Annotated in this window: 25 protein-coding genes; 16 read left to right on the forward strand and 9 right to left on the reverse strand. The window is 47.4% G+C overall.

Annotated features, from left to right (window positions below; translation table 11 throughout):
• Positions 1-61: 61 nt before the first annotated feature.
• The 4 genes from AC58VC_RS23675 (at position 62) to AC58VC_RS23690 (ending at position 4,304) form a co-directional block, all read left to right on the forward strand.
• Entirely contained in the window at positions 62-286 is a 225-nt protein-coding gene (locus AC58VC_RS23675; protein ID WP_497371942.1) for a hypothetical protein, read from the forward strand.
• Between the two features lie 98 nt (positions 287-384).
• Positions 385-2,148: a B12-binding domain-containing radical SAM protein gene (locus tag AC58VC_RS23680; protein WP_497371944.1), complete on the forward strand. Its 1,764-nt coding sequence runs from the start codon at positions 385-387 to the stop codon at positions 2,146-2,148.
• A gap of 138 nt (positions 2,149-2,286) precedes the next feature.
• A complete protein-coding gene (locus tag AC58VC_RS23685; protein ID WP_497371946.1) occupies positions 2,287-2,709 on the forward strand; it encodes a pyridoxamine 5'-phosphate oxidase family protein in 423 nt (140 codons plus the stop codon).
• Between the two features lie 95 nt (positions 2,710-2,804).
• The gene (locus AC58VC_RS23690) at positions 2,805-4,304 is read left to right on the forward strand and encodes an IMP dehydrogenase (RefSeq protein ID WP_497371948.1); all 1,500 of its coding nucleotides are present in this window, start codon (positions 2,805-2,807) and stop codon (positions 4,302-4,304) included.
• Between the two features lie 94 nt (positions 4,305-4,398).
• On the opposite strand, the gene AC58VC_RS23695 is transcribed toward AC58VC_RS23690, so the two are convergent.
• The 4 genes from AC58VC_RS23695 to mnmL all read right to left on the reverse strand — a co-directional run bounded on the left by AC58VC_RS23695 (position 4,399) and on the right by mnmL (position 7,733).
• Positions 4,399-5,364, reverse strand: coding sequence for a type I phosphomannose isomerase catalytic subunit (locus AC58VC_RS23695; RefSeq protein ID WP_497371950.1), 966 nt, complete (start codon positions 5,362-5,364; stop codon positions 4,399-4,401).
• An 80-nt stretch (positions 5,365-5,444) separates the two neighbouring features.
• Positions 5,445-6,023: a tRNA 5-(aminomethyl)-2-thiouridylate-methyltransferase MnmM gene (gene mnmM / locus AC58VC_RS23700; protein ID WP_497371952.1), complete on the reverse strand. Its 579-nt coding sequence runs from the start codon at positions 6,021-6,023 to the stop codon at positions 5,445-5,447.
• A gap of 41 nt (positions 6,024-6,064) precedes the next feature.
• Positions 6,065-6,706, reverse strand: a complete 642-nt coding sequence (locus tag AC58VC_RS23705) for a c-type cytochrome (protein ID WP_497371954.1) — start codon at positions 6,704-6,706, stop codon at positions 6,065-6,067.
• Between the two features lie 64 nt (positions 6,707-6,770).
• A complete protein-coding gene (gene mnmL, locus AC58VC_RS23710; RefSeq protein WP_497371956.1) occupies positions 6,771-7,733 on the reverse strand; it encodes a tRNA modification radical SAM protein MnmL/YtqA in 963 nt (320 codons plus the stop codon).
• Positions 7,734-7,885: 152 nt separating this feature from the next.
• On the opposite strand from mnmL, the gene AC58VC_RS23715 reads away from it, so the two are divergent.
• The 3 genes from AC58VC_RS23715 (at position 7,886) to trmB (ending at position 10,000) form a co-directional block, all read left to right on the forward strand.
• Positions 7,886-8,506 (forward strand): WGxxGxxG-CTERM domain-containing protein, encoded by a 621-nt coding sequence (locus AC58VC_RS23715; protein ID WP_497371958.1) that lies wholly within the window; start codon positions 7,886-7,888, stop codon positions 8,504-8,506.
• A 486-nt stretch (positions 8,507-8,992) separates the two neighbouring features.
• Positions 8,993-9,193, forward strand: a complete 201-nt coding sequence (locus AC58VC_RS23720; protein WP_497371960.1) for a hypothetical protein — start codon at positions 8,993-8,995, stop codon at positions 9,191-9,193.
• A gap of 75 nt (positions 9,194-9,268) precedes the next feature.
• Complete coding sequence (gene trmB / locus AC58VC_RS23725) at positions 9,269-10,000, forward strand: tRNA (guanosine(46)-N7)-methyltransferase TrmB (protein ID WP_497371962.1); 732 nt, start codon at positions 9,269-9,271, stop codon at positions 9,998-10,000.
• Positions 10,001-10,132: 132 nt separating this feature from the next.
• Here trmB and AC58VC_RS23730 read toward each other — a convergent pair whose 3' ends face one another.
• Both AC58VC_RS23730 and AC58VC_RS23735 read right to left on the reverse strand, forming a co-directional pair.
• A complete protein-coding gene (locus AC58VC_RS23730; RefSeq protein WP_497371964.1) occupies positions 10,133-11,260 on the reverse strand; it encodes an MGDG synthase family glycosyltransferase in 1,128 nt (375 codons plus the stop codon).
• A 5-nt stretch (positions 11,261-11,265) separates the two neighbouring features.
• Positions 11,266-11,793 carry a phosphatase PAP2 family protein gene (locus tag AC58VC_RS23735; protein ID WP_497371966.1) on the reverse strand — a complete coding sequence of 176 codons (528 nt, stop codon included), beginning with the start codon at positions 11,791-11,793 and terminating at the stop codon, positions 11,266-11,268.
• Positions 11,794-12,606: 813 nt separating this feature from the next.
• Between AC58VC_RS23735 and AC58VC_RS23740 the strand changes: the two genes are divergently transcribed.
• From AC58VC_RS23740 to rplT, 4 genes are all read left to right on the forward strand, one after another.
• Positions 12,607-13,842 carry a glycosyltransferase family 2 protein gene (locus AC58VC_RS23740; RefSeq protein ID WP_497371968.1) on the forward strand — a complete coding sequence of 412 codons (1,236 nt, stop codon included), beginning with the start codon at positions 12,607-12,609 and terminating at the stop codon, positions 13,840-13,842.
• A gap of 225 nt (positions 13,843-14,067) precedes the next feature.
• Entirely contained in the window at positions 14,068-14,568 is a 501-nt protein-coding gene (infC, locus tag AC58VC_RS23745; protein ID WP_029199202.1) for a translation initiation factor IF-3, read from the forward strand.
• A 30-nt stretch (positions 14,569-14,598) separates the two neighbouring features.
• A complete protein-coding gene (gene rpmI, locus AC58VC_RS23750) occupies positions 14,599-14,802 on the forward strand; it encodes a 50S ribosomal protein L35 (protein ID WP_477503422.1) in 204 nt (67 codons plus the stop codon).
• Positions 14,803-14,850: 48 nt separating this feature from the next.
• Positions 14,851-15,210, forward strand: coding sequence for a 50S ribosomal protein L20 (rplT, locus tag AC58VC_RS23755; protein ID WP_127455519.1), 360 nt, complete (start codon positions 14,851-14,853; stop codon positions 15,208-15,210).
• Between the two features lie 56 nt (positions 15,211-15,266).
• On the opposite strand, the gene AC58VC_RS23760 is transcribed toward rplT, so the two are convergent.
• The 3 genes from AC58VC_RS23760 to AC58VC_RS23770 are packed head-to-tail and all read right to left on the reverse strand — an operon-like array spanning position 15,267 to position 19,182.
• A complete protein-coding gene (locus AC58VC_RS23760; protein WP_497371971.1) occupies positions 15,267-16,385 on the reverse strand; it encodes a GerAB/ArcD/ProY family transporter in 1,119 nt (372 codons plus the stop codon).
• A gap of 28 nt (positions 16,386-16,413) precedes the next feature.
• Positions 16,414-17,637, reverse strand: a complete 1,224-nt coding sequence (locus AC58VC_RS23765) for a Ger(x)C family spore germination protein (protein WP_497371973.1) — start codon at positions 17,635-17,637, stop codon at positions 16,414-16,416.
• Positions 17,638-17,661: 24 nt separating this feature from the next.
• Positions 17,662-19,182, reverse strand: a complete 1,521-nt coding sequence (locus tag AC58VC_RS23770; protein WP_497371975.1) for a spore germination protein — start codon at positions 19,180-19,182, stop codon at positions 17,662-17,664.
• A 517-nt stretch (positions 19,183-19,699) separates the two neighbouring features.
• Here AC58VC_RS23770 and ilvB point away from each other — a divergent pair.
• From ilvB to AC58VC_RS23795, 5 genes are all read left to right on the forward strand, one after another.
• On the forward strand, positions 19,700-21,445 hold the full coding sequence (gene ilvB / locus AC58VC_RS23775; protein ID WP_497371977.1) for a biosynthetic-type acetolactate synthase large subunit: 1,746 nt from the start codon (positions 19,700-19,702) through the stop codon (positions 21,443-21,445).
• Entirely contained in the window at positions 21,445-21,936 is a 492-nt protein-coding gene (gene ilvN / locus AC58VC_RS23780; RefSeq protein WP_145659093.1) for an acetolactate synthase small subunit, read from the forward strand. Before ilvB ends, ilvN begins: the two co-directional genes overlap by 1 nt.
• 167 nt (positions 21,937-22,103) lie before the next feature.
• Positions 22,104-23,096, forward strand: coding sequence for a ketol-acid reductoisomerase (gene ilvC, locus AC58VC_RS23785; protein ID WP_161407711.1), 993 nt, complete (start codon positions 22,104-22,106; stop codon positions 23,094-23,096).
• A 329-nt stretch (positions 23,097-23,425) separates the two neighbouring features.
• A complete protein-coding gene (locus tag AC58VC_RS23790) occupies positions 23,426-24,973 on the forward strand; it encodes a 2-isopropylmalate synthase (protein ID WP_497371979.1) in 1,548 nt (515 codons plus the stop codon).
• Positions 24,974-25,062: 89 nt separating this feature from the next.
• Positions 25,063-26,259, forward strand: coding sequence for an aminotransferase-like domain-containing protein (locus tag AC58VC_RS23795; RefSeq protein WP_497371981.1), 1,197 nt, complete (start codon positions 25,063-25,065; stop codon positions 26,257-26,259).
• Positions 26,260-26,268: the final 9 nt, after the last annotated feature.

The following is a 26,268-nucleotide window of genomic DNA, read 5'->3' on the forward strand; positions in this document are numbered from 1 at the left end:
GCACGCCCCAAACATAGGGAATACTTACACTTACCTAACGTGAGAAAAGGTGGTATTCCCTATGCTTTTATACCAATTAACGCAGTGGTTCGAAGAACGCACGTCCCTGCAGCAGGCGCTGCAAAGTGGAACGGCCGACAGCAGCAACGATCTGCAGCAAAGAATTCAAGATGTCGAAGAGCAGCTCCACTCCCATGCCGAAAGATGGAAAAATGCGATCCAAGAAGCTTCTTATCTACAGTTTCCCTATGAAAATCCGCAGCTAGATGATGATATGGTGCTGTAACTTACTAAACGCACCTTTCTTCGCTCCTTTGTATTTCCTCGGTTTTCGTGTAGAATTAGAGAGTACGAAAAACGAGAATAGAACGAGGTCTTTTTACAATGAAAGTACTAGTAACGACACTGAATGCCAAATTCATTCATACATCCTTGGCACTGCGCTATTTGAAAGCGTTCTGCGAGAAGGATTTTGATGTTGAAATTACCGAATATACGATCAAAGACCCAGTGATGAACGTTGTCTCCGACCTGTACCAGAAGGCGCCGGACGTGCTGGGCTTTTCCTGTTACATTTGGAACATTGAAGAGACGATTCATATTATTAAAATGATTAAAAAAATCAGGCCCGAGATTCTCATCGTGCTCGGTGGTCCTGAAGTTTCTTACGATACGGAATACTGGATGGAACGCATTCCAGAAGTTGACTTTATCGTTATGGGCGAAGGCGAAGAGACCTTCCACCAATTGCTGACTGAAATTTCGACAACGCGCAAATACCACTTCGTGTACGGGCTTGCCTACCGCAAAGGCGAAGAGGTCGTGCTGATGCCGGGCAGACCGAAGCTCAAACTCGATGATATTCCGTCCCCGCACCGGTTTACCGAAGACTTGCCAAGCTTGGCTAATCGCGTCGTGTATTTCGAAACAAGTCGCGGCTGCCCGTTCTCTTGCCAATTCTGTCTCTCCAGTATTGAAGTAGGCGTACGTTACTTTGACATGGAACGGACGAAGTCGGACCTTTTGTATTTAATTGATTCTGGCGCGAAGCTGATCAAGTTCGTTGACCGGACGTTTAATATCAAACGTGACTACGCGATGGAGATTTTTGAATTTCTGATTGCCAATCACCGTGGAGTCGTTTTCCAATTCGAGATTACGGCGGACATTATGCGGCCGGAGGTTCTTGATTATTTGGCTGAAAATGCGCCACCGGGCACGTTCCGCTTTGAAATCGGCGTTCAGTCGACGAATGACACCACGAATGAGCTGGTGCAGCGTAGGCAAAACTTCATGAAGCTGAGCCGAACCGTCTCCAAGGTGAAAAACAGCTTCAAAATCGATCAGCATCTCGATCTAATCGCTGGTTTACCAGAAGAGGACTATCATTCATTCCGTAAGACGTTTAATGATGTATTTGAGCTAGGACCGGAAGAGCTGCAGCTTGGTTTCCTCAAAATGCTGCGAGGCACCGGCATGCGCAAAGACGCACATAAATATGGCTACGTGTATATGGATCATGCCCCGTATGAGATTCTCGGGAATGATATCCTCCCTTTTACTGATTTGATTCGTATCAAGCGGGTTGAGGATGTGCTCGAGAAATATTGGAATGCGCACCGTATGGACCATACGGTCAAATATTTGATCGCTCATGAATTCGCGTCGGCATTCGACTTCTTCCAAGAGTTCGGTGACTTCTGGGAAGGCCGCGGCTGGCAGAAAATCGGGCATCAGCTCGAGGATCTGTTTACCCGCTTGCGCGAGTTCCTCCTTCAACGTGAAGCGAAGAATATGGCCGTTATCGAAGGTCTCATGAAGCTGGATTATTTCCTGGGACATAAGTATAAGCCGCGTAAAATCTGGTGGGATTTCACGCTGGAGAAGTCCGAACAGAACGCTTACCTCAAGCTTTTGGCTGAGCAGCCAGAGCTTGCAAGCGGCGACTTCCATCTCCTTCGCATCAATGAGAAAGATCTCCACAAGCATGCGATGCTTGAGGTGCTGCCTTTCGCTTTGCAGACATATCTGCAAACAGGTGTGATTGATAACTCCAGCCAGGAGCTGCTTATCGTTCACTTCCCGCCGGATGCCCAGCGTACAGCTAGCTGTTACAGCATGCCGATGCACCAGACTGCAACTGTATAAAAGTAAGCCCCACACCCCTCGTCACGATGATGGGTGTGGGGCTTTTCGCATAAAAACGTGCCTTTTCAGGGTAATCTAGGGGAGTTAACTCACAGGCTGCTTACGAAATAGCACCTGATATGAAAGGGGATTATCTGCATGATCGAAACGAAGAATAAATTGGAAGAGCAAATTGAAAAAGTTCTAGACGCCAATAAAATTTGCTCGTTTGCTACGGTTGAAGGAACCAAACCAAAAGTCCGCTATATGGCGCTGCATCATGAGGGGCTGACCCTGTATTTGGCCACGAATCGGAAGACGGATAAAGTGGACGAGGTGAAGGACAATCCCAATGTTCACATTCTAGTCGGGTATGACGGGAAAAAGTCCTCTGACATTTTGCAGATCCAAGCAACAGCGACGATAAACAAGGATAATGCACTGCGTGAAAAGCTGTGGACTAACGAAATGGCAAAGTGGTTTGACGGTCCACAGGATCCTAACTACGTCGTCCTGGACATAACCCCTACGTACATGGAATATATGAACGGAGAGGCTGAGCCGCAGATCTGGGAGAGGTAAATAAATGTTTTCCTGAAAAAACCATTGACCACAGGTGAGGTTCAATGATACGATTGAAAAAATTTACCTATGGATCGATGAGGAGGAAATGTAAAGTGGCTACGTATTACCTAGAACCATCCCGCACGTTCAGTGAATTTCTGCTAATTCCTAACCTTACAACCAAGTCTTGTACACCGGCAAATGTGAAGCTCAAAACACCGCTTGTCAAATTCAATAAGGGTGAGGAGCCTGCCATCTCGCTTAATATCCCGTTTTCATCTGCTGTCATGCAAGCCGTATCCGACCATGGAATGGCGATTGCTTTGGCGCGTTGTGGCGGGATTTCGTTTATTTTTGGCTCGCAGTCAATTGAAGAGGAAGCACAAATGGTACGGAAAGTGAAAGGGTATAAAGCTGGCTTCGTTGTAAGCCGTTCTAACTTGACACCCGATCATACATTAAGCGATGTGCTGGCATTGAAAGAAGAGACTGGCCATTCCACAGTAGCAATTACTGATGATGGTACAGCTAACGGCGTGCTGCTAGGTATTGTCACAGGTCGCGACTACCGCAAAAGCCGTGATCCGTTGGATCGTCCGATTCGTGAGTTTATGACGCCTTTTGATAAACTGATTTACGGCAAATCGGGTATTTCCCTATCGGAAGCGAACAATTTAATTTGGGATCACAAGCTTAACTGCTTGCCGATTGTTGACGAGCAATTGAAGCTTGAAACTCTTGTTTTCCGCAAAGATTACGATGAGCACAAAGAAAATCCGATGGAGCTTCTTGATACGAACAAAAGCTATATTGTTGGTGCAGGAATCAATACCAAGGATTATAAAGAGAGAGTTCCTGCTCTCGTTGACGCGGGAGTAGACGTTCTGGTCATTGATTCCTCTGATGGCTACAGCGAATATCAGCGTGAAACAGTTCAGTATGTGAAAGAAAATTTCAATGTGAAAATCGGGGCTGGTAACGTTGTTGACCGTGAGGGCTTCCTGTACCTCGTGGAGTCTGGCGCGGATTTCGTGAAAGTAGGCATCGGCGGCGGTTCGATTTGTATCACGCGGGAACAAAAAGGGATTGGCCGCGGCCAAGCTTCCTCCATCATGGAAGTTGTTGAAGCCAGAGACGAATATTTCAGAGAAACAGGGACATACATTCCAATCTGCTCCGATGGTGGTATCGTGCATGACTACCATATAACGCTAGCCTTAGCTATGGGGGCCGATTTCGTGATGCTGGGCAGATATTTCGCCCGTTTCGATGAAAGTCCAACCAGAAAGCTGAAAGTAGGCAACAACTTCGTGAAAGAGTACTGGGGTGAAGGCTCCAATCGTGCCCGCAACTGGCAGCGTTACGACACTGGCGGCAAAAGCAAGCTTTTATTTGAAGAAGGCGTTGATTCTTACGTGCCGTATGCGGGAAGCCTGCAGGAGAACTTGGACAAGACACTTGGCAAAATTAAATCCACCATGTGTAACTGCGGATCGCTTAGCTTGGATGAGCTGAAAAGCAAAGCAAGAATTGCTCTTGTTTCAGCAACCAGCCTAGTCGAGGGCGGCGCGCATGACGTTATCTTAAAAGAAAGCTCCTTGTCTGAAGAATAGACGGGAGACATAAATAAAAAAGCGCTCCATCACATCATTAAGATGTTGGTTGGAGCGCTTTTTGTATGCTATTTAGAGGCCGACTGGTTCGCTGTTAAGGCAAGTAGCTGCGAATTACCGTCATGCTGCCCTCGAGCGCATAGCTGCCTAGATCAGCTGGAAGCAAGAAGCAGTCGCCTGGCTTGGTGGAGATGCTGCCATCTTCCCAGTGAAGCTGTCCATTTCCTTCAGCAACGACAAGGATCACGAAGCTTTCAGGTGATGTGCTAAGCTCCCACTTAGGTCCTACTACACCTTTTTCAACGATGAAAAAAGGAGACTCGGCCAGCGTTAACCATGTGCTGGTTTCGCTAAGGTTTGTTTTCATGCGCGTGGAGCCTGAACCTTCATAGGCGATAACATTCAGTGAATCTTCAATATGAAGATCGCGCGGTTTGCCATCTAATCCAGGACGGTTATAGTCATACAGACGGTAAGTCGTATCGGAGTTTTGTTGAATTTCTGCAACCAAAACTCCTGCGCCTAGCGCATGAACAGTTCCGGCAGGGATATAGAAGGAATCGCCGGCTTCTACAGGAACTTCCTGCAGGCAGTCCAAAATACGATTCTCGCTAATAGCTTGTGCCAAGCTTTCGCGTGTAACGCCTTCCTTCATGCCATATATAATTTTGGCGCCGGGCTTAGCATCTAGGATGTACCACATTTCGGTTTTGCCTAGTTCTCCCGCGGCCAAATTGTGATAGTGATCATTTGGGTGAACTTGAACGGACAGATCGTCTTCACAATCCAAAAGTTTAATCAGGAGTGGAAAACGTCCGTTTTTTTCGGAAAAGCCTTTGGTGCCGAATAACGTTTTACCGTATTTTTCACGGATTTCGTCCAAACCAAGACCTTCGAGCTCTCCGTTAATAACTTTCGTAGTTCCGTTCGGGTGATCGCCGATCATCCAGCCTTCGCCAATCGCGCCTTCCGGCAGCTGAAATCCAAACTTCTCCAGGGCTCTGCCTCCCCAGACACGTTCTTTCATTTCAGGTTGAAATTGAAGCGGGTATGATTTCACTACTATCCCTACTTTCTCTCTATGTATTTAATAAGTAGTAACTAATAAAGCTACTACCTATCTAGCATTATACCATGGGACTATCTTTTTTCTAGGGCTAAGAGATAGGGGGCATGCGCACTAGTATTCATAAATTGGTAGCGTAGTACCTGATAAGCTGCGAGCGGGAGCTGCGCTGCCCAAGTCTCGACAGCAGCCGATTCTTCAGAGCCGCCATCGTGCCCGCTGTATAGGACGATGGTCACAATGCCGCCTTTGCGGAGCAGGCGTAGTGCCGCTTCCAGAGCAGGAATGGTTGATTCCTGCTTAGTGATTGTTGCCGGATCGGCACCAGGCAGATAGCCGAGGTTGAAGGTCACAGCGGCTACTTTGCCATGGCGGTCCTGCGGCACAGCCGCTTCCATGAGCGCATGGCTGCATAAGCTCATGTGCACAGAAGAAGATGCGTCTGGGAGTTCCTTCTCCAGACGCATCTTCGTTTGATCCAGCGCTTGCTGCTGGATATCAAAGCCGTACACGCGGCCGCGGCGGCCCACCAGCTTCGCAAGGAAGACGGTGTCTACGCCGTTGCCGAGTGTCGCGTCAATGGCGGTATCGCCTGGTTGAACACGCTGGCCGATTAGTTGATGAGCAAAACCCAAAACAGAAACAAAACCCATACGAAGAAAGCCTCCATGCTGATTGTGCTTGTGAGCGACAGTTATTTTTTGGCTGCCAGCCATGCGGCCAGTGTTTCGATCTCTTCGGCCTTTAAGGCTTTTTGGAAAGGTGGCATATCGCCACTGCCCTTGTTGATTTGTTGCACAATCTCATCTTTGGTTTTACGCGAACCGACTTTCGTCAGGTTCGGCCCGAAGTCCCCTTCAAGCCCAGCCCCGTGGCAGGACATGCAGTTGTCCTTGAACAACGCCTGCGCCTGCGCTGCGGTCGTAACACCTGCATCCGCAGCCTGTGGCTTCTCGGATGGAGTGGGCGCCGCGCTCGCAGGCGCGGGCGTCGGTGTAGGCACCGGCGTCGGCTTCGCCGTAGCCGACACCGGTGGCGGCGCAGCGGTTGCCGCTGCTGCGCTAGGTGTCGCAGCCGCTGCGCTTGGCTGCGGCGTACTGCTCGCCGCCGGCACTGGCGTGGCCGGCGCCGTTGTAGGAGCCGCTGGCGTGGCCGCGGCTGTTGGTGTCGCCGTCTGCGCCGCAGGGGCAGGCGTGGCACTTGCCGCCATCGTGGGTGGCGGCGATACGGAAACCGGCGCCGCTGTTTCGGGCGCCGCTCCGCACCCTGACATGACTAGCATGAATCCAACTAAAACTGCTCCAACCCTTTTCTTCATCGCATCCATCTCCCTCATATAAGCTCTCACTATATAATAGGAAACGGTTCATAATCGAAATGGGTTTGATCCTAGCCGCTATTTATTTGTTGATCTTACCTTTCCAATACTTGCCTTGCCATGTATTTCTTTCTGCTAGCAGCTTATCGAAGCTATTCAGCACTTCCCATTTTTTAAGGCTCCACATCGGACCGATCAGCAAATCGCGCGGAGCATCTCCGGTTAGCCGATGAACGATCATTTCCGGAGGAAGAAACTCCAGTGTATCAACAATGAGCTTCACATACTCATCTTTTTCAAGAAATTCGAGCAGTCCGGCTTCATATTGTTTCACCATAGGTGTTTTACGCATTAAATGAAGTAAATGAATTTTGATACCTTGTACATCCATTTGAGCGACAGCTCTGCCAGTGTCCAGCATCATTTCATGGGTTTCCCCAGGCAATCCGTAAATAATGTGCGCACAAGTGCGAATATTATGCTTCCTGAGCTTAGCCACGGCATCTAAATAACACTGAGTGTCATGTGCGCGGTTGATAAGCTGAGACGTTGATTCATGAACGGTCTGGAGGCCCATTTCGACCCATAGATAGGTTCGTTGGTTCAGCTCAGCCAAATATTCAATAACATCATCTGGCAAGCAGTCGGGCCGCGTTGCAATGGATAAGCCTACTACGCCTGGCTGTTGCAAAATAACTTCATAATACTCGCGCAGCTGCTCCACAGGTGCATATGTGTTCGTATAGGCTTGAAAGTAGCCAATATACTGAGCTTCCGGCCATTTTTGGTGCTGTAGATCTCTGATCTTGTTAAATTGCGTAACGAGATCGTCGCGGCGGCTTCCGGCGAAATCGCCAGAGCCTCTTGCACTGCAAAACGTGCAACCGCCTGTTGCAATATTGCCATCGCGATTCGGACAAGTGAAGCCTGCATCCAGCATGACTTTAAACACTTTGCCGCCGAACGCTTCGCGCATTTCATAATTCCATGTATGGAAACGTTTATCCCCCCAGAGCTGAGGCGATTCTTGTATTATTGTAGACATCAGATTAGAACTCCTTTCCTTCCACCCTATTGTAGCGAAAATTAAACATGAAAGCGACCCCTGCCTTTCCACCAACTTCCCCGTTAAAAGAGGGCTGATCAGAGCATGATAACTTTGCATGACGATCATATGCCGAGAGGGGAAATGAAGAAGTGAAAAAGTTTCGTACAGTGACATTGGCGGTAGCTTTAACGACAGCATTGAGCTTTGGGGCAGTGGGGGCGCACGCAAATATGAGTACACCGACGATGAACACTCACGCGGGTACTTCTGGGACAATGGGGACGGGGACTACGACAACATCGGGTTATACGGGCAGCACTTACGACGCTACGACGGGGACTAGCGCCGGGACGGGTTTATTGAACGGAACGGGGACGATGACCAATACGAATACGTATAATGGAGTTACAACTCCAATTACAGGACAGGTTGCTCCAACGACGAATCCAAACAGGTACGATGGTATTTACAGACCTGATGGAACAACCACTAATACGTATACGGGAAAAAGTACCGGCACCGGCACTGGTACCGGCGTATTGGGTCAAATCAACGGCTATGGCAACAATCTCATGGATCGAATGAGCACGACAGGCACAGCAGGCACAGCAGGAACAAATCGCGGCAATTATGATACGTCATCCTATCGCGCCTATGCGACAACAGCAGACGACAATGATATGAACTGGGGTTGGCTTGGTTTAGTTGGCTTAATAGGTTTGGCAGGATTAAGAGGTGGCAATAAACGCAGAGATGAGAGCTACAAGTAACCAAGTGAGCGCCTTCCTAACGGAAGGCGTTTTTCTTGATGTAAGTGAAGCAAAGCAACCTATTCGTTGGTGGAATAACTGGAATTTCTACTGTTAAAAGTGGTGTGGAAGAACAAATTAGCTGTACTATTTCCCGTTGAAATTTGAGTGATCGGTGCGGGTAGACGGCAGCAAGTGTGGAGGGCCTACGTTGCATTATATACAACATAATGGCCTGGTCTGACTGCAAATGCGGTCTTTCGTTGCACAAAATACAACCATTATTGCGAAGAGGTGAGATGCGAGCAGTTTAGTGCCTAAATCGTTGTATTAAGTACAATATAGAAGCGTGCTGTGGCCCGATTATAGGCAAATAGTTGCACGAAGTACAACATAGAATGCTGTTGCAACATAATTCCTTACCCCTCATGATCTACCATTCATAAAGATATCCTTCCAAACCAAGACTAACGATTAAAAGCTGAAAAGAGAGCAGGTGAAATCAACATGACAACTACTACCTTATCCACAGATACCCTGATCGTTGAGCTAACCGTGAGGGAAGCTCAGGCGTTAAGCAGTGGTGTGAAATTTGTGGCAGATCCGAATGTAGCAAAGGAAGCCAGACAAAAGGTGCATCGCTCCTTAGATCGTATGTTGTTCCCAGCAACCTCCAAAACCATTCAATATCATGAATTGGAAGTCTAATTCCCTTTGATTTTTTCCCAAGAATGGTCTATGATTTGTATTCGATAGCTTGTACGTGTAGGAGGCAAATAATAGATGCGTTTACGGGGAAGAAAAGGAATTCGAGAAGATATAGAACGCCAGAAGGAACTCGTTGTTCTGAATGCCAAGGATTATAAAGGCAAGTGGGCTGAGTTATTTGGCAATAATAACCCTATTCATGCTGAGCTTGGGATGGGGAAAGGGCGTTTCATCAGTGAAATGAGTAAGAAATATCCCGATATTAATTTCATTGGCGTCGATATGTATGATGAGCTGATCCGCAAAGCAAGTGAGAAAGCGAAGATCGCTCATGAGATTAATACCGATGAAGAGTCAGAATCAGCGGCGAACATTGCGAATTTGAAGCTGATGCTGTTCAATATCGAACATATTGAAGAAGCTTTTGCTGAAGGAGAGCTGGAGCGGGTTTATCTGAATTTCAGTGATCCATGGCCGAAGAAAAAGCATGCCCGCAGACGTCTGACGCATCGTGGTTTTGTCGCCAAATATCAGCAAATTCTGAATGCGAACGGCGAGATTCATTTGAAAACCGATTCGCAATCGCTCTTCGAGTTCTCGCTGAATTCTTTTGCCGACATGGGCTTAAGAATGCGTAATATTTCTTTGAATCTGCATGCAGAAGGGTTTCACCCGGATCATGTCATGACGGAATATGAAACGAAATTCGCCACAAAGGGTATGAACATTCACCGTTGTGAAGTAGTGATTGGTCAGGACGTGCTTGCTGCTCATCTCGACCAATTGAGCAAGGCGAAAGCTGAATAAACAGCTGCTTTAGCTGCGTTACTCGGGAGTATGTGCTGCTAATCTGAAAAGGTTGTCCCATAAATGCAACAAAGAGGCTCCCCACGGTCATTTGATGACTTAGGGGCAGCCTCTTTTGCGTTAAAGCGATGGTTATCCCATCACTTGGAGAATAACCTCTGAACAATCCGCTGAAGGTGTATTCATTCGTTGGCGGTAATTCCAAACGCGTCTTGCCTGGACATCTGTGTAACGGCTTACAAGCATCGCCAACCAGTTCGAGATGGTATCGGCGGATCGGATGGGTTCACCGAAGCCTTGTTCGGTAAAATAGAGTACGTTCTCTTCTTCTTGTCCTGGGATCGGATCATAGAACAGCATTGGAATGGATTTCGCAAGACCTTCTGAACAGGTCATGCCACCTGGCTTGGTAACCAGTAAGTCCGAAATTTCCATTAATTTGTCAATATCTGGCGTGAATCCAAGCAGGCGGATGTTCGGGTGCTGATAACGTTCGTCCGCGGCGAGTTTCGTTAATATTTTGGCATTATTTCCTAGGCAAAATATGAACTGCACTTTGTCTCTCCATGCTACGAGATGCTCGCTGAGTGAATCTCCTCCGATTAGGCCCCAACCGCCGCCCATTACGAGTACTGTTGGCATCGCGGCCAACTGGAATTGCTGTCGAATGATCGATTTATCGTGCGCTACTCGGAAGCTGGGATGGACAGGAATCCCTGTGATTTCGACCTGAGCCGCGGGGATTCCTCGACCAAGCAGTTTGTTTTTGACATCCTCTGTCGAGACCATATATTTATTCACTTCACGACTGACCCATGTTCCGTGTACATCATAATCGGTGATGACGGTGCACAGCGGAATGGCAAGACCGGCTCTTTTGAGCCGTGACACAACGACGCTGGGAAAAGGGTGTGTGCAGACGATGGCTTGAGGAGCCCAGTTCTGGATGATCTCCGCCGTCTGAGCGTAAAAGATGCGGTGCAGTGCTAATTGCGTCAATCGATTTAACGATTTCTTGTACTGAGAGCGGTATAACCGACCGTAAAGCTTGGGACTTGTAGTCAGTGTCTTTTTGTAAGCTTGGATAATCCAAGGCGCAATGGTCGGATGCAGGAAAGACCCCAGTTCTAGTACACGGGTTTCAATCGTCGTGCAACGCTTTTCTAAGCTTACAGCGAGCGCGTAGGCTGCTTGAGTATGACCTGCTCCGAAACCTTCAGAGAGGATGAGAACCCGCTTTTTACCCTGCACAGCATCCATTCATTTTACCCCCATAAAGCTACAGTTGTTAGAGATGCTGCCGTACCGATCAAACTACCAACGAAACAATCGGAAGGATAATGCAGCCCTAGGTAGATACGTGATAGACCAACGATCAAAGCTAGTGGCAAAAGGATGAGAGCAAGAACTGGTATGGCTGCCATAAACGGAATGATGATCGAGAAAATGGCGGTTGTATGTCCGGACGGAAAAGAATGATCCGTTAATGGATTTTTATACGTAATCGTTTGGGGATGTACAAGATAAGGCCGGAGCCGCGGATATTTCTTTTTAATGATAGCAACCGGAATGTGACTGATCGTTAGGGCGATGAGAGCTTGAATACCAGCGGTCTGCAGAGCTCCTTGCCCAAACAACGCGCAGCAAAGCGAAATAACGATCGTCGCCGTAGCTCCTCCTAAATGCGTAATTCTAGAAAAAAAATGATCGAGGAAGAAGTGCTGAATACGTTGATTCACAAAGTGGAACATGCGTGTTTCATGATGCTGAAGCCAGTTCACGACTCTGCTCATGAGTAGTAGCCTCCTTCGAAACTTGAGATATCTGCTATTTCAAATTATAAAGAACATTTATTAAAGGGAGATTAACGCAGCAATAAATTTTTAGAAATATTTCGTTTACATTTTTATGATCGGGTAAAAAGAATTAATGATGGAAATAATGGTATAGTATTCCTTTTATTTTACCCCAAATGTCGAAGTGATATCCCGATCCATTGTGCCTAGAACAGTCTTTTTGTAAACCCTTTCAATTCAGGATTTTTCGAATTAGGTGTCGACACAGCGCGGTTCAGGTTGAAAATGCCCGAAAGAAAGTCAGTGCTTAGGTCATATGGCATCGATGTTGTAGAGTCCGTTATGCTGTAAGTCTGGGTGACAAGGTCCTAATGAATGAGATTTCCTCATGACGGACTCTCTGCGTGAAAACCCGGCGAATGGTATGAAGGATACCTCAGAACTTGTTTGCTGGAGCCGCTGTTAGATCGGACCCGGCAAAAGTTGTCAGGGGAAGCTCGGGTGAATTATAATAAACCCGAAACACATGAGGGGTTGCTGGTTGGTCTAAATGGTGAACTTTTTGTACACAATAAAATGAAAAACGTTGAAAACAGGACTTTAACGATCTGATTTCAAGCACATGCGGTAAAGTATGTGTCCGTTCCCCTTAAATCTCAGAGAACCGGCTATTTTTCGGTTTTTGTAGACTTTGACAAATAGGGGGAAAGAGAGGAAAATCAAGAACGGTTAATTCACCTGTACATAATTGCGCACTATGCGTATAAAAAGATAGCTTGTGTGCATAAACAAAAAGGGGGACTTTGCTTCATGCTTGACAAGATTGTGCTTACGTTTCAGATTGGCTTGGCGCTCGTCGGTGCGTATCAGTTTTTTTTAACTTTCTTCGGATGGTACCGTCCAAGAAACAAACAGAAGTTTGCACCGCAGAAATCGTTTGCTGTCCTGGTCGCAGCTCATAACGAGGAGCAAGTCGTTGGCGCATTGATCGAGAATCTGAAGGCTTTGGATTACCCAAAAGAGCTCTATGACATCTTCGTGATTTGTGATAACTGTACGGATAACACGGCTGATATTACACGCAGTCATGGCGTCTATGCCATGGAGCGTCACAACCCGAACTTAAGAGGCAAGGGTTATGCGATTGAATGGATGCTGAAGGAGCTCTGGAAACGCGAGCGTCAGTATGACGCGGTTGTTATGTTCGATGCCGACAACCTCGCTAGCCCGGACTACCTGCTGCACATGAACAATGATCTTTGCTCTGGCTCCAGAGTGATTCAGGCTTACCTAGATAGCAAGAATCCTAACGATTCCTGGGTTACCGGTTCTTACGCGATTTCGTACTACTTTGCAAATCGCTTCTGGCAAATGCCCCGCACGAACTTGGGCCTTGCCAACTATTTGGGCGGTACGGGTATGTGTTTTGAGTCCAAGCTGTTAAAGCAGATTGGATGGGGAGCTACGAGCCTCGTTGAGGACTTGGAATTCTCGATGCGCTGCATCAAGATGGGTATTAGACCGACTTACAACTACGAAGCGTTTGTTTATGATGAGAAGCCGCTTACGTTCAGAGCATCTGCCAAACAGCGTCTGCGCTGGATGCAAGGACACTTTGACGTGGCTAAGCGTTACTTCTTCCCGCTATTGTGGCAAGGTATCAAAGAAGGCAGCTGGACGAAGATTGACGCGGCTATTTATTCCGCTAACGTATACAACTTTTTCTTCGGAGCGATTATCACGGTTCTGCTGTGGATCAAATCCGTAACGCCGGGCTGGTCGGAAACACCAATGCTTGCCGACATCAATCCCGTTTTCTTTAACTCAGTGAGTTTTGCCATTTTCGTGCTGCTGCCAATCTCTATGTTAATTGAGAAGGCGCCACGCAAAGTTTATAAATATTTAATTTTATATCCAGTGTTTATGATATCTTGGTGGCCGATTACGTTCTTTGCTTTCTTCACGCAAAACAACAAGCAATGGAGCCACACGGAGCATACACGCGTCATTCGCCTGGATGAAATGAAAAGTAAACAAGTTAGTTGACTTTTCTTCACCGAGATGATATTATACTTCAAGTAAAAGCAGAGGCGCCCGCTTCTCACCTGACCGACAAGATTGTTGGCTGGTTTGAATGAATCATCATGAATGCTCAATAGGTTGCTTAAACCTGTTATTGATGAAGATGTGGGCCACTGCGCGCCCACATCTTTTTTATATTGGATAGAGGTACATACTTTCTGGAGGTGGAACACTATTAGCAAAGACCATATGATTAATGATGAGATTCGTGTGAAGGAAGTACGCCTGATCGGGGCGGACGGAGAACAACTCGGCATTACGCCGATTCGCGAAGCTCTTCAAATCGCACAGGACGCGAACTTGGACTTGGTAAATGTAGCACCAACGGCGAAGCCGCCGGTATGCCGCATTATGGATTACGGTAAATTCCGTTATGAAACACAGAAGAAAGAGAAAGAAGCTCGTAAGAACCAGAAGATCGTGGATATCAAAGAGATTCGCTTAAGCGCGACAATCGATGAGCATGACTTCCAAACGAAGCTTCGCAATGCGGTTAAGTTCCTTGGCGAAGGCGATAAAGTGAAAGCCAGCGTCAGGTTCCGCGGGCGCGAAATAGCGCACTCGGAGATTGGTCGCAGAGTGCTTGAACGTCTGGCTACTGAAACAGCCGACATTTCCTCACAGGAGCGCGCTCCTAAGCTTGAGGGAAGAAGCATGATCATGATCTTAACGCCGAAGGCAACAACCTAGGCGGTATACTAAATTAGGAGGAACAACACCATGCCGAAAATGAAAACACACAGCAGCCTGAAAGGCCGTTTCAAAATTACTGGCACAGGCAAAGTGATGAGATACAAACAAGGTAAGAACCATTTGCTTTCCGGTAAATCATCTAAGCAAAAACGCGTTTTGTCCACGAACCCAGTTATGGCTCCTGGCGATGTACGTCGTTTGAAACAACAGTTGACACTTATTAAAGGTTAATCTTTTAACATTCGAACATTATTTATACATCCCAGGAGGTAGTTAACAATGGCAAGAGTCAAGGGCGGATTTATTCGCGCTCACCGTCGTAAGAAAATTTTGAAATTGGCAAAAGGTTATTTCGGTTCCAAACACCGTTTATTTAAAACAGCTAAAGAGCAAGTAATGAAATCTTTAGTGTATGCTTACCGTGACCGTCGCCAAACGAAACGTAATTTCCGCAGACTGTGGATCACTCGTATCAATGCAGGCGCTCGTCAAAACGGCTTGAGCTACAGCAAATTGATGCACGGCCTTAAATTGGCTGGTATCGACATCAACCGCAAAATCTTGGCTGATTTGGCTGTAAACGATGCTAAAGCGTTCAACGATTTGGCAACAGCTGCAAAAGCAAAAGTAAACGCGTAAGCTGCGCTTCGCGTTCAGGAAGCTTGTCCCCACAAGGGGGCAAGCTTTTTTTTATTTTAACACGCATTCTCGTGGGTTTGTGTGTCTTCCGATGGTGGATTCTTTTTCAGTTTGCGAAGCAATATGGCGATGAACATGGCGAGGGGCAGCAGAATTTGAAAAATAGGGAACAGCTTAACGCTCACCGCGAGACCTAACCAGATGTGATAGGTGTAGTTAGGTTCGAGAAAGGAAGAAGCGAAAATCACAGCGCCTACAAAGCAAATAGAAAGCTTGGCTCTGCAGCCCGTAAGCTGGGAAACCCCATAAGCGGCTGCCCAGAAGAACGCTGTTAGTTTAACGAATAAGCCGAGAAATAGCAGCAGGGTCACGAAGACATCCAGCCGTTCAAAAATATCACCAACCTGAATTAACTGCACAGTCTGCAGAAAGGGCAAAGTGCTGTTGCCAATCAAGGAGGGACCGAGCACCAGTACATTCATCATATTCATCCCAACGAGGAATACCGCTACCCCGAGATAGGTGAGAACACTGATGCGTTTTAGTTTCTTGCTATCTGCCATGAGGTGCCAAAACATCAGAAAGACGACCATTTGGCCGAATGGGAAAGAGACCAGATCGGGGAAAGCCGCCGCAAGGATTGGCTTGAAGCCCTTTTCCATAATAGGTTGAATCCGTTCAATGCTGATTAATTTGGAGCCGAATATGAGAAGACAGAGGACGCCATAGCTAAAAAGTACGGGTAGTATTAAACTTTCAGCAACGCGGCAAAAGGTTTCAATGCCCATAATAATCATATACGCGGCCAGCACAATGACCAGCAGCATGACGACAAATTTTGGCGTTCGAGTGAGCAGTGTCACGCTCGTGATTTCGCCGAAGTCTCGTACGTTTCTCATGGATTCATAAGCAAAGTAAATAAGAAAGCAGCAGCTTAGTATGCCGCCTGCTATTTTGCCGAAGCAGATACGCATTAAGACGATGAGAGACTGATCAGGCGCGATGCTCTGGATATAGAGGAACATCCGCAGCAGAACCAAGCCAATGATCGCCGCGACAATCATAGCAACCCATGAATCCTGCTTGGCTTTGCTGCCAATGGCAAATAAAGGCGTGCTGCCGATTTGGAAAAGAATAATCATAACGGCAATTTGGTAGTTGCTGATTCGTTCCATGCGGTTAGACTCCTTCTTCCGAATGCCTTTACTTGCTGTCACTCTCAATAAGCTGTTTCACGGATTTACTGTTCATGCCGATATTCGCAATCTCGATTTGGAAAGAAGACTCCATCTGCATGTGGGCAAAATACGCTTCCCAATCTGGCTTTAGCAACTCCCAGGCTTTCGGATCCTTCCGATGGATGAGGCCTGCAAATCCAAGGACATCTGCTTTCATGCTTTGGGCTTTATGCAAGGAATTTAGCATAAGTTTCGAGATGGTATTTCCAATCAGTTTCTCCATTTCACGGCTGCCTTCCGGTTTTGAGGCGTCAATCGTACACCCGTTTTCAAGCAGTTGTCCATTGGCTTTTACCTCAGCTTTGATGACCCACTTTCCTTGGATATTTACAGGGGTCAGCTTGGTTGAAGCCTTGGTAATACGTATGGCGGAGCTAGACTGCTCACTTTTCTCAGTGCATCCGAAAAATAAAATAGACTGGCTGATTTCTCCTTTAATCCAACTGAGTCCATAACCTTCATGTCCAGTCATCCAGCCGACGAGCTGATCTTTTTGAAAAACCCCGATGCGCCCCATTTTGAGCTTGGTATCGAAATTTGTGCTTTTTAAATTTTCGATTGAAGTGGACTCGGCACCTTCACCCGAGATAAATACTTCAGGTATTGTTGAATAACCAGAGTCACTAGCCATCCTCATCGCGAGCTGATAAAGCATGACTTGTTTGAGGTTGCCATCGGTTTTGTCCTCATTGAGTACCATGTTTCTCAAGGCTGCGCCGGGTATTTTTTCGAGTGGTAAAATTTGCTCTAGAATTTTCCGGCCCTCGTCTCTGCTCACGAGCAAGCTTACGGTTTCTCGGGAACTCGCGCTTCTTAAATAAACGTCGATAATGGGAGCGATGCCTTTGCGAGCTGCGCTCTCGCCAATGACCACGACGCGGTTATGAGCGAAGAACATCGTTCGAGGCATCTCTAAACTGGCCCTTTGAACGGCAGATTGGATGGAGTCCCCGTTCGTAGAGAACACCAATACAGGGGCCTGCTGAATCGCCATTCCGCCCGCGTTGGAGATGGATTGGGGAATGACGACTTGATAAGTGACTTTCCAGTGATCATTCTCCCAATCAACGGCGGTTGCTGAGGTGATGGCGATCTTATTTAGCTCAGTCCGGTCCCAACAGCTCGTACACAAGCAGCAAATAACGAAAGAGATTAGGCTTGTCAATACCACTCGGCGCTTGGTCCGCATGCATCCAGTCTCCTCCGTGTGCAGTTATTTTTTCTTTGGATTTTTAGGCATAGGACGCTGTCTATATATATTCTTGGTCAGCATTAACGGTCTCTTGACTAATTTCCACCATGGAAGCCGGATGAAGATATCCTTCACATTGGACGGAATAAACGGGGAAATTGGCGCCATATAAGGCAGACCGAACGATTTAATTGAACACATGTGAATAAGGATGAACATACAGCCGAATAGAATCCCGAACAGTCCAAGCAAGCCAGCTAAAAGCATGAGCATGAAGCGGATCAGTCTTGCTGCTACTGCCAAGTTAATCGCGGGCGTGACGAAATTGGAAATCGCTGTGAAAGAGACAACGATAACCATCGCTGCGGATACGAGCCCAGCTTGCACGGCAGCTTGTCCGAGAACAAGCGCACCCACAATGGAGATGGCGGGTCCGACAACGCGGGGCATCCTCACCCCTGCTTCCCGCAGCACCTCGAACGTAATCTCCATCAGGAACGCTTCCACAAGCGCAGGGAAAGGCACGCCTTCCCGTTGGGCAGCGAGGCTGATGAGGAGTGTTGTAGGCAGCATCTCCTGGTGGAAAGTGGTAATCGCGATATAGAGAGACGGAAGAAGCATAGAGACGAAAAAAGAGGCGTACCGGATAAGACGCACGAAGGAAGCGATATCATACCGCTGGTAGTAGTCCTCACTTGATTGCAAGAACTTAAAGAACGACACGGGAGCGATTAAAGCGAATGGAGTCCCGTCGACCATAATGACAATTTGCCCTTCTAGCAAACCCGCAGCTGCTGTGTCAGGGCGTTCGGTGTTCAGCATGGTGGGAAAAGGTGTATAGCCTTTATCTTCAATGAATTCCTCGATATAAGCGCTCTCCAGAATGCTGTCCGTATCAATGAGCTTAAGCCGTTTGCGTGCTTCATTCAGCACCTTCTCATTCGCGACACCATGCAGGTAGGTCAGAATGATCTCAGTCCGGGTGTAACGGCCAATCTTCATGCTCTCAAAGCGAAGATCAGGCGACTTGATCTTTCTGCGCAATAGGGTCAAGTTCGTTCGAATGTCCTCCGTGAAGCTTTCCTTTGGTCCCCGGATCACGGTTTGTGATTGCGGTTCTTCAATCGCTCGTTTCTCCCAGCCGTTCGTGCAGGCGATAAAGGCCTCGTCGAATCCATCGATTAAAATAACTGTACTGCCCTCTAATAGGGCATTCAGCAGCTCAATGTCATATTTGGCTTCGAATAGCTCGCCAACGGAAATGGTTTGCTGCAGGATTTCGTGAACTCCGCAATATTGCTCGCTTGTCTGCTCAGTTGCTTGAACATTTAATAAGGGCTCAATGAGGTGTTTATGTATTGCTTCTGATTGGACAAGCCCATCTATGTAGATTAAAGCAACGGAAAGGTGATCCTGACTAACCTGCATATCGAGTAGGCGAATAATGATATCTGGAGAATCGCCAAGAGCTTCTTTCATCATCGAAATATTCGTATGCAAATCCGTTGATAAAGGGAGAGCGGATTTCTGAGAAGATGTCATCAGCGAAGCCCTCATTTCCTGAATTGGTAGTATATTCCCTCACTTTCGTTTGTTTTATTCGATATGCTATTGACTAATGCTCTGGGGATGCATATAATAATCTCTAATATCATCTTAACGGATGGTGTTCACGAATAAATCGGCTATGAAGAGGAAGAAGTCATAAGGGCACTTATGCGCAGAGAGCGTTGGACTTGCTGAAACCATCGCCTTAATCCCTTACGTACGAAGTCACCTCGGAGCTGTTTTCCTGAAGACTTATAGCATTGTCTGTAAGCACTAGGGAGAATCGGAAAAGCACACGTTATAGTGCTGAGGGTATTGTTCTACGCGAACATACCTGCTAAGGCTGTATGCTGTGAGGCATGTAGCAAATTTGGGTGGTACCACGGAAGCTTAAACCCCTTTCGTCCCGTTTAACACGTTACGTACGTGCGCGGGATGAACAGGGGTTTTTCTTATTGTCTAAGAAAGATCGATGATTAACATGGACTTACTTTTTGAGAGGAGGATCACAATGAATGTTCAAACTGAACCAAAGAGGTCAAAAGAAGAACTGATTGACAAGCTGATGAAGCCGGACCTGATCACAGGCTCTGAGATTTTGCTAAGAAGCTTATTGCTGGAGGGTGTGGACTGCGTCTTTGGATATCCGGGCGGCGCTGTTTTGTACATCTACGATGCCATGCATGGCTTTTCCGATTTTAACCACCTACTAACAAGACATGAGCAAGGAGCCATTCACGCTGCCGATGGATATGCACGTTCCACAGGCAAAGTTGGCGTATGTATCGCTACATCAGGACCGGGGGCTACGAACCTCGTCACTGGGATAGCTACAGCATATATGGATTCTGTTCCACTCGTCGTTATTACAGGGAACGTTGCAACGAACTTTATCGGTACGGATGCTTTCCAAGAGGCAGATATCACGGGGATTACGATGCCGATTACGAAACACAGCTACTTGGTTCGTGATGTAGAAGATCTGCCGCGCATCATTCATGAAGCGTTCCATATTGCGAACTCAGGTCGTAAAGGTCCGGTTCTCATTGACATACCAAAGGATGTCTCCGCTCATAAAACGATATTTAAGCCGGTATCGGATGTCAACATCCGCGGCTACAACCCGACTGTTCAGCCTAATAAGCTGCAAGTTGACAAATTGCTGAAAGCAATCGAAGAAGCAGAACGTCCAGTGATCATCGCTGGCGGTGGCGTTGTCTACTCCGATGCTTCCAAAGAGCTGATCGAGTTCGTCAATGCTACACAGATTCCGGTGGCAACTACACTGCTCGGACTTAGCGGATTCCCAAGTGCGCACGAGCTATGGCTCGGTATGCCGGGGATGCACGGAACGTACACGGCGAACACAGCCATTCAGAATGCGGACCTCCTGATTTCCATCGGTTCGAGATTCGATGACCGTGTGACAATGAACTTGAACGGTTTTGCCCCTAAGGTGAAAACAATCGCACATATCGATGTGGATCCTGCGGAAATCGGCAAGAACGTGAAAACGGATATCCCGTGTGTTGGCGATGTGAAAGCTGTTCTGGCTTTAGCCAATCTCAAAGCTAAGCCTGCGAAAAGCGAAGCATGGATTGCTGAAGTTCAAGCTAACAAAGAGAAATTCCCGCTCAAATACGGTGATACAGAAACAGAATTGAAGCCGCAATATGTTGTAGAAATGATCAGTGAAACAACGAAAGGCGAAGCGATCGTTACAACTGACGTTGGTCAGCACCAAATGTGGGCTGCTCAGTTCTACAAGTTCAAAAACCCTCGCTCCTTGGTAACATCCGGTGGACTTGGTACAATGGGCTTTGGTTTCCCTTCCGCGATCGGCGCGCAAATGGGGAACCCGGATAAACTGGTTGTTTCCATCAATGGCGACGGCGGCGTTCAAATGTGTGCGCAAGAGCTTGCGATCTGTTCGATTAACAACATTCCAGTGAAAATTGTTATTCTGAATAACCAAGTACTCGGCATGGTTCGTCAATGGCAGGAAATCATTTATGATAACCGATACAGCCATATCGATTTGGCTGGAAGCCCGGATTTCGTGAAGCTTGCTGAAGCTTATGGCGTAAAAGGCTTGCGTGCTACGACGAAGGAAGAAGCAAGAAAAGCTTGGCAGGAAGCGCTTGATACACCTGGACCGGTCTTGATTGATTTCGTCGTACCAAAAGGAGAGAACGTGTTCCCAATGGTTAAAGCAGGCGATACAATTAGCGACATGTTAATGGGGGATTCGGAATGATGACGACAACTAAACATACAGTTTCCGTACTCGTAAACAATCAGCCTGGTGTTCTGCAGCGAGTATCCGGTTTGTTCGGACGCAGAGGCTTTAATATTGAAAGTATCACTGTAGGGGAGTCCGAAGAACTCGGACTTTCCCGGATGGTTATTGTAACAACAGGGGATGACAGCACATTGGAGCAAATTTCCAAACAGCTGTACAAGCTAATTGACGTCATCAAAGTCGTTGATCTTAGCTCTAACCCGATGGTAGCTAGAGAATTAGCACTTATTAAAGTAAACGCTGAACCGATCATGCGTCCTGAAATTCTCGGAATTGTCGAAACATTCCGTGCCGCGGTTGTCGATATTGGACCAGCTTCAATTATCGTGCAAGTTGTCGGAGATTCAGATAAAATAGATGCTATGGTAGAATTGCTTCGTCCATATGGTATCCGTGAGCTATCCCGTACGGGAGCAACGGCAATGATTCGGGGCTCAGTTAAATAAATAATAGTCAGTTAAGTGAAAAAGTAGGGAAAGCCTCCTTGAGTGGGGCTTTGAGCGATAGACTCTTTAGCGCTTTAAAAGGCTAGTCGTTCAGGGTTCATCGTTGAAACACCCACTCAAGGGGTAGACAATACGGATTCATCATATCAAAGGAGGATTTATACGAAATGGCAGTTACTACTTATTATGAAAAAGATGCAGACTTAGCGGTACTTAAAGGCAAAACGATTGCAGTTGTTGGTTATGGTTCCCAAGGGCACGCACAAGCACAAAACTTGCGTGACAGTGGTTTGAACGTAATTATCGGTCTTCGTGAAGGCCGTTCATGGAATGCAGCAAAAAATGACGGTTTCGAAGTTGTATCCGTTGAAGAAGCAGCAGCACGCGCTGATGTTATTCAAATCTTGATGCCGGATGAAACGCAAGCTCGCGTATTCCGTGAGTCCATTCAACCGAACATGAAAAAAGGCGCAGCTTTGATGTTCTCCCACGGCTTTAACATCCATTTTGGTCAAATCGTAGCTCCTGAAGGTACAGATGTATTCTTGGTTGCTCCTAAATCCCCAGGTCACATGGTACGTCGTACTTATGTTGAAGGCTTCGGCGTTCCTGGTTTGATCGCGATCGAGAAAGACGCTACTGGCAATGCAAAAGCAATCGGACTTGCTTATGCAAAAGGTATCGGCTGTACACGCGCAGGGGTTATCGAAACTTCCTTCCGTGAAGAAACAGAAACTGATTTGTTCGGTGAGCAAGCCGTTCTTTGTGGCGGTGCATCTGAACTGGTTAAAGCTGGTTTCGAAACATTGGTTGAAGCTGGTTACGCTCCTGAAATGGCTTACTTTGAGTGCTTGCACGAGTTGAAATTGATCGTTGACATGATGTATGAAGGCGGAATCTCCTCCATGCGCAGCTCCATCTCCAACACAGCGGAGTATGGTGACTATGTAACAGGACCTCGCATCATCACAGCTGAAACGAAGAAAGAAATGAAAGCTGTTCTTACAGATATCCAACAAGGTAAATTCGCTCGCGACTTCATCTTGGAAAACCAATCCAACTTTGCGTTCATGAACGCAACTCGCCGTAACGAAGCTCAACACCCAATCGAGGTTGTTGGTGCGGAACTACGCGAAATGATGCACTGGATCAAAAAGTAATTTAATGCTTGATTGAATCATATAGTTATTCATCCCACAGGGAGTGATTGCGGAGAATTTCCCAGTCACTCCCTGTGAATACTATTTAGACGAGTAAAAATTGGCGAGTGTGTCTTTTAAACTTCGAAGATCACCCCAGTGGAGGGCTCAGTGTTTGTCGGAGAAGCGAAGCGTTCGTATTTGAAAACGCGTCCCGACTTTTTGTTTTATTCCAATCAGGGGACACGGTTTCAAGAAACGATCGGAGACAAATACTGAAGCACGGAACGGTCACTCGGTAGGTTTAGAAGTTTAATTGAACACTCGTAATCTTTTAGGAGGTGACCATGGTGCGCAAAATCTACATCTTTGATACAACGCTCAGAGACGGAGAACAATCGCCAGGCGTGAACTTGAACACACAGGAGAAGGTCGAAATCGCGCTTCAACTTGAGAAGCTGGGTGTCGATCGGATGGAGGCTGGCTTCCCAGCTGCATCACCTGGTGACTTGGCAGGCGTTAATGCCGTAGCGAGAGCTGTTAAGAACGCCTCTGTAATCGGTCTGTCCCGCTCGAAGGAGACGGACATCGAGGCTGTCCGTGAAGCGCTGCAAGGCGCTCAGGACCCATGTATTCATCTGTTCCTGGCGACGTCGCCTATCCACCGGAAGCATAAGCTGAAGATGGAGAAGCACCAAGTGCTGGAGACAGCGGAATCTGCGATTAAATATGCGAAGAAGTATTTCAGCAAAATCGAGTTTTCACTTGAGGATGCTGGACGTACGGAGCTTGATTTCATCGCAGAAGTAACAGCAATGGCGATCCGCGCCGGCGCTTCGGTCGTGAATATTCCCGATACCGTCGGTTATATGACACCGTACGACTATGGGAATATTTTCAAAATGCTGAAGGACACCGTGCCAGGCATTGAGAAAATCCAACTGAGCGCGCACTGTCATGACGATCTTGGCATGGCGACAGCTAACGCGCTAGCGGCGGTTCTGAATGGTGCCGATCAAATCGAAGGCACCATCAACGGTATTGGCGAGCGAGCAGGGAACACCTCGATCGAGGAAGTTGTGCTGGCGCTGGAGACACGCCAGGACTTCTACCAAGCGAAAACATCGCTTGTACTGAACGAGATCTACCGCACCAGCCGTTTGGTCAGCAAGCTGACCGGCATGGTGGTGCCAGGCAACAAAGCGATCGTAGGCGCTAACGCGTTCGCTCATGAGTCCGGCATCCATCAGGATGGGATGCTCAAAGAGAAAACGACCTACGAGATTATTTCCCCTGAGACCATCGGGGTCAAGGAAAGTAAGCTCGTGATGGGCAAACACTCCGGCCGCCATGCGTTCCGTGAGAAGTTGATCGATCTTGGTTATGATCTCTCAGACGAGCAAGTGAACGTGGCGTTCGGCAAGTTCAAGGATTTGGCTGACCGCAAGAAGCAGGTAGAGGACGAAGATATCCGTGCACTGATCGAAGAGAAGTTGATCGAAACGCCGGAAATTTTCGTGCTTGGCACGCTTCAAGTGGCCTACGGCAATCAGATGACACCAACAGCAACCGTGCATGTTCGTTTCCAAGACGGCAGTGAAGTGGCGGAAAGTGCTGTGGGTAACGGCTCCGTTGATGCCATTTATAATGCCATTGATAAAGCAACGAAGGAAGAAGTCGAGCTGGATGACTACTCCATCAAGTCCGTCTCTCACGGGAAAGATGCGCTCGGGGAAGTGCATGTCGTTCTGAAGCAGAACGATGTGTCCGTTCAAGGACGCGGCATCTCGACAGATATTCTGGAAGCAAGTGCCAAGGCTTATCTGGACGCTGTGAATAGACTCATTGATAAACGCAAAACGCCAACAAGCAATAGAAGCAACGTTACGTTGATTTAATCACCCTAAGTCCACGGACTGGATAAGCACCTCACCTCCAAGCTAGAGGAGGGGTGCTTTCTACAAATAGCGAAAGGATGCGTCCATTTATGAAATATCGATTTTCTAAATCGCTAGAAGGTTTCTCATCCTCGGCGGTAAGAGAAATTCTTAAGCTGACACAAGGCAGCTCCATTATTTCTTTTGCCGGCGGATTGCCAGCTGAAGAGTTTTTCCCATTGGACGCGGTGAGCGATGCGTTTAAACGAGTTGTTGGCGGCGGGAAGTCAGCGCTGCAGTACGGATTAACCGAAGGGTACAAGCCGCTGCGCGAGTCCTTATGCAAACGCATGGCTGCTAAGAACATGCACGTCACACCAGACGAGATGCTGCTAACGACAGGTTCCCAGCAAGCGATCGATTTGTTGACACGCGTAATGATTGATGAAGGCGATATCATTTTGGTAGAAAGACCAACATACTTGGCGGCGATTCAAGTTTTTCAAGCCAAAGGCGCCAAGATCTATTCCGTTGAAAGTGATAACGACGGCATGATTCTTGAAGATTTGGCTGCCAAAGTTGCCGAGCATAATCCGAAGCTTGTGTATGTTATTCCGACATTTTCGAATCCGGCAGGTCGTGCATGGAGCTTAGAGCGCCGTCAAGGCTTGCTGAACATTTGCCGCGAAGCGGATGTACTGATTCTTGAGGATGACCCCTACGGGGAAATTCAATTTGATGAAAATGAAACGTATCCATCCATTTTCTCGCTTGGCGGTAAAGCTGAAGGCGGTAATGTGGTGTACACGAGCACCTTCTCCAAAACGGTAGCGCCTGCTTTCCGGACAGGCTGGGTGATGGGGGATGAGACGCTCATTCGTCAAATCGCTCGTTTCAAGCAGTCGGCGGATCTGCACTCCAGTACGATTGATCAGCAAACGCTGTTCCATCTGCTTGAGCATTTCGATCTCGATGCACACATCTCTTTAATTCGTGAGCAATATTTGGATCGCATGAAATTCATGTCAGGTCTTTTGAAAGAATTGAATTGGCCTGGTCTGAAGTGGGAAGAGCCGAAGGGCGGCATGTTCATCTGGGTGGAACTTCCGACACATATACGTGCAGAAGATCTGTTGAAAATTGCGGTAAAAGAAGGCGTGGCTTTTGTACCGGGGTCCACATTTTATGCGGAGAATCCTCAGTACAACACGATGCGCCTGAACTACACGCACACGGATCGCGAGAACACAATTCTCGGCATGCAGAAACTGGCGAAAGCTATGGAATCTTACCTACAAAGTGTATAAAAAGAAGGG

Source organism: Paenibacillus sp. J22R67 (assembly GCF_059692175.1).

Excerpts from the sequence above, each read along its gene's own strand:
- AC58VC_RS23720 (WP_497371960.1), top strand. The coding sequence starts at position 8,993 with ATGACAACTACTACCTTATCCACAGATACCCTGATCGTTGAGCTAACC.
- AC58VC_RS23730 (WP_497371964.1), bottom strand. The coding sequence starts at position 11,260 with ATGGATGCTGTGCAGGGTAAAAAGCGGGTTCTCATCCTCTCTGAAGGT.
- AC58VC_RS23705 (WP_497371954.1), bottom strand. The coding sequence starts at position 6,706 with ATGAGGGAGATGGATGCGATGAAGAAAAGGGTTGGAGCAGTTTTAGTT.
- AC58VC_RS23685 (WP_497371946.1), top strand. The coding sequence starts at position 2,287 with ATGATCGAAACGAAGAATAAATTGGAAGAGCAAATTGAAAAAGTTCTA.
- infC (WP_029199202.1), top strand. The coding sequence starts at position 14,068 with ATGATTAATGATGAGATTCGTGTGAAGGAAGTACGCCTGATCGGGGCG.
- ilvC (WP_161407711.1), top strand. The coding sequence starts at position 22,104 with ATGGCAGTTACTACTTATTATGAAAAAGATGCAGACTTAGCGGTACTT.
- AC58VC_RS23735 (WP_497371966.1), bottom strand. The coding sequence starts at position 11,793 with ATGAGCAGAGTCGTGAACTGGCTTCAGCATCATGAAACACGCATGTTC.
- ilvB (WP_497371977.1), top strand. The coding sequence starts at position 19,700 with ATGAATGTTCAAACTGAACCAAAGAGGTCAAAAGAAGAACTGATTGAC.
- AC58VC_RS23740 (WP_497371968.1), top strand. The coding sequence starts at position 12,607 with ATGCTTGACAAGATTGTGCTTACGTTTCAGATTGGCTTGGCGCTCGTC.
- mnmL (WP_497371956.1), bottom strand. The coding sequence starts at position 7,733 with ATGTCTACAATAATACAAGAATCGCCTCAGCTCTGGGGGGATAAACGT.
- trmB (WP_497371962.1), top strand. The coding sequence starts at position 9,269 with ATGCGTTTACGGGGAAGAAAAGGAATTCGAGAAGATATAGAACGCCAG.
- AC58VC_RS23770 (WP_497371975.1), bottom strand. The coding sequence starts at position 19,182 with ATGACATCTTCTCAGAAATCCGCTCTCCCTTTATCAACGGATTTGCAT.
- AC58VC_RS23675 (WP_497371942.1), top strand. The coding sequence starts at position 62 with ATGCTTTTATACCAATTAACGCAGTGGTTCGAAGAACGCACGTCCCTG.
- AC58VC_RS23760 (WP_497371971.1), bottom strand. The coding sequence starts at position 16,385 with ATGGAACGAATCAGCAACTACCAAATTGCCGTTATGATTATTCTTTTC.
- AC58VC_RS23795 (WP_497371981.1), top strand. The coding sequence starts at position 25,063 with ATGAAATATCGATTTTCTAAATCGCTAGAAGGTTTCTCATCCTCGGCG.
- AC58VC_RS23680 (WP_497371944.1), top strand. The coding sequence starts at position 385 with ATGAAAGTACTAGTAACGACACTGAATGCCAAATTCATTCATACATCC.
- AC58VC_RS23765 (WP_497371973.1), bottom strand. The coding sequence starts at position 17,637 with ATGCGGACCAAGCGCCGAGTGGTATTGACAAGCCTAATCTCTTTCGTT.
- rplT (WP_127455519.1), top strand. The coding sequence starts at position 14,851 with ATGGCAAGAGTCAAGGGCGGATTTATTCGCGCTCACCGTCGTAAGAAA.
- ilvN (WP_145659093.1), top strand. The coding sequence starts at position 21,445 with ATGACGACAACTAAACATACAGTTTCCGTACTCGTAAACAATCAGCCT.
- mnmM (WP_497371952.1), bottom strand. The coding sequence starts at position 6,023 with ATGGGTTTTGTTTCTGTTTTGGGTTTTGCTCATCAACTAATCGGCCAG.
- rpmI (WP_477503422.1), top strand. The coding sequence starts at position 14,599 with ATGCCGAAAATGAAAACACACAGCAGCCTGAAAGGCCGTTTCAAAATT.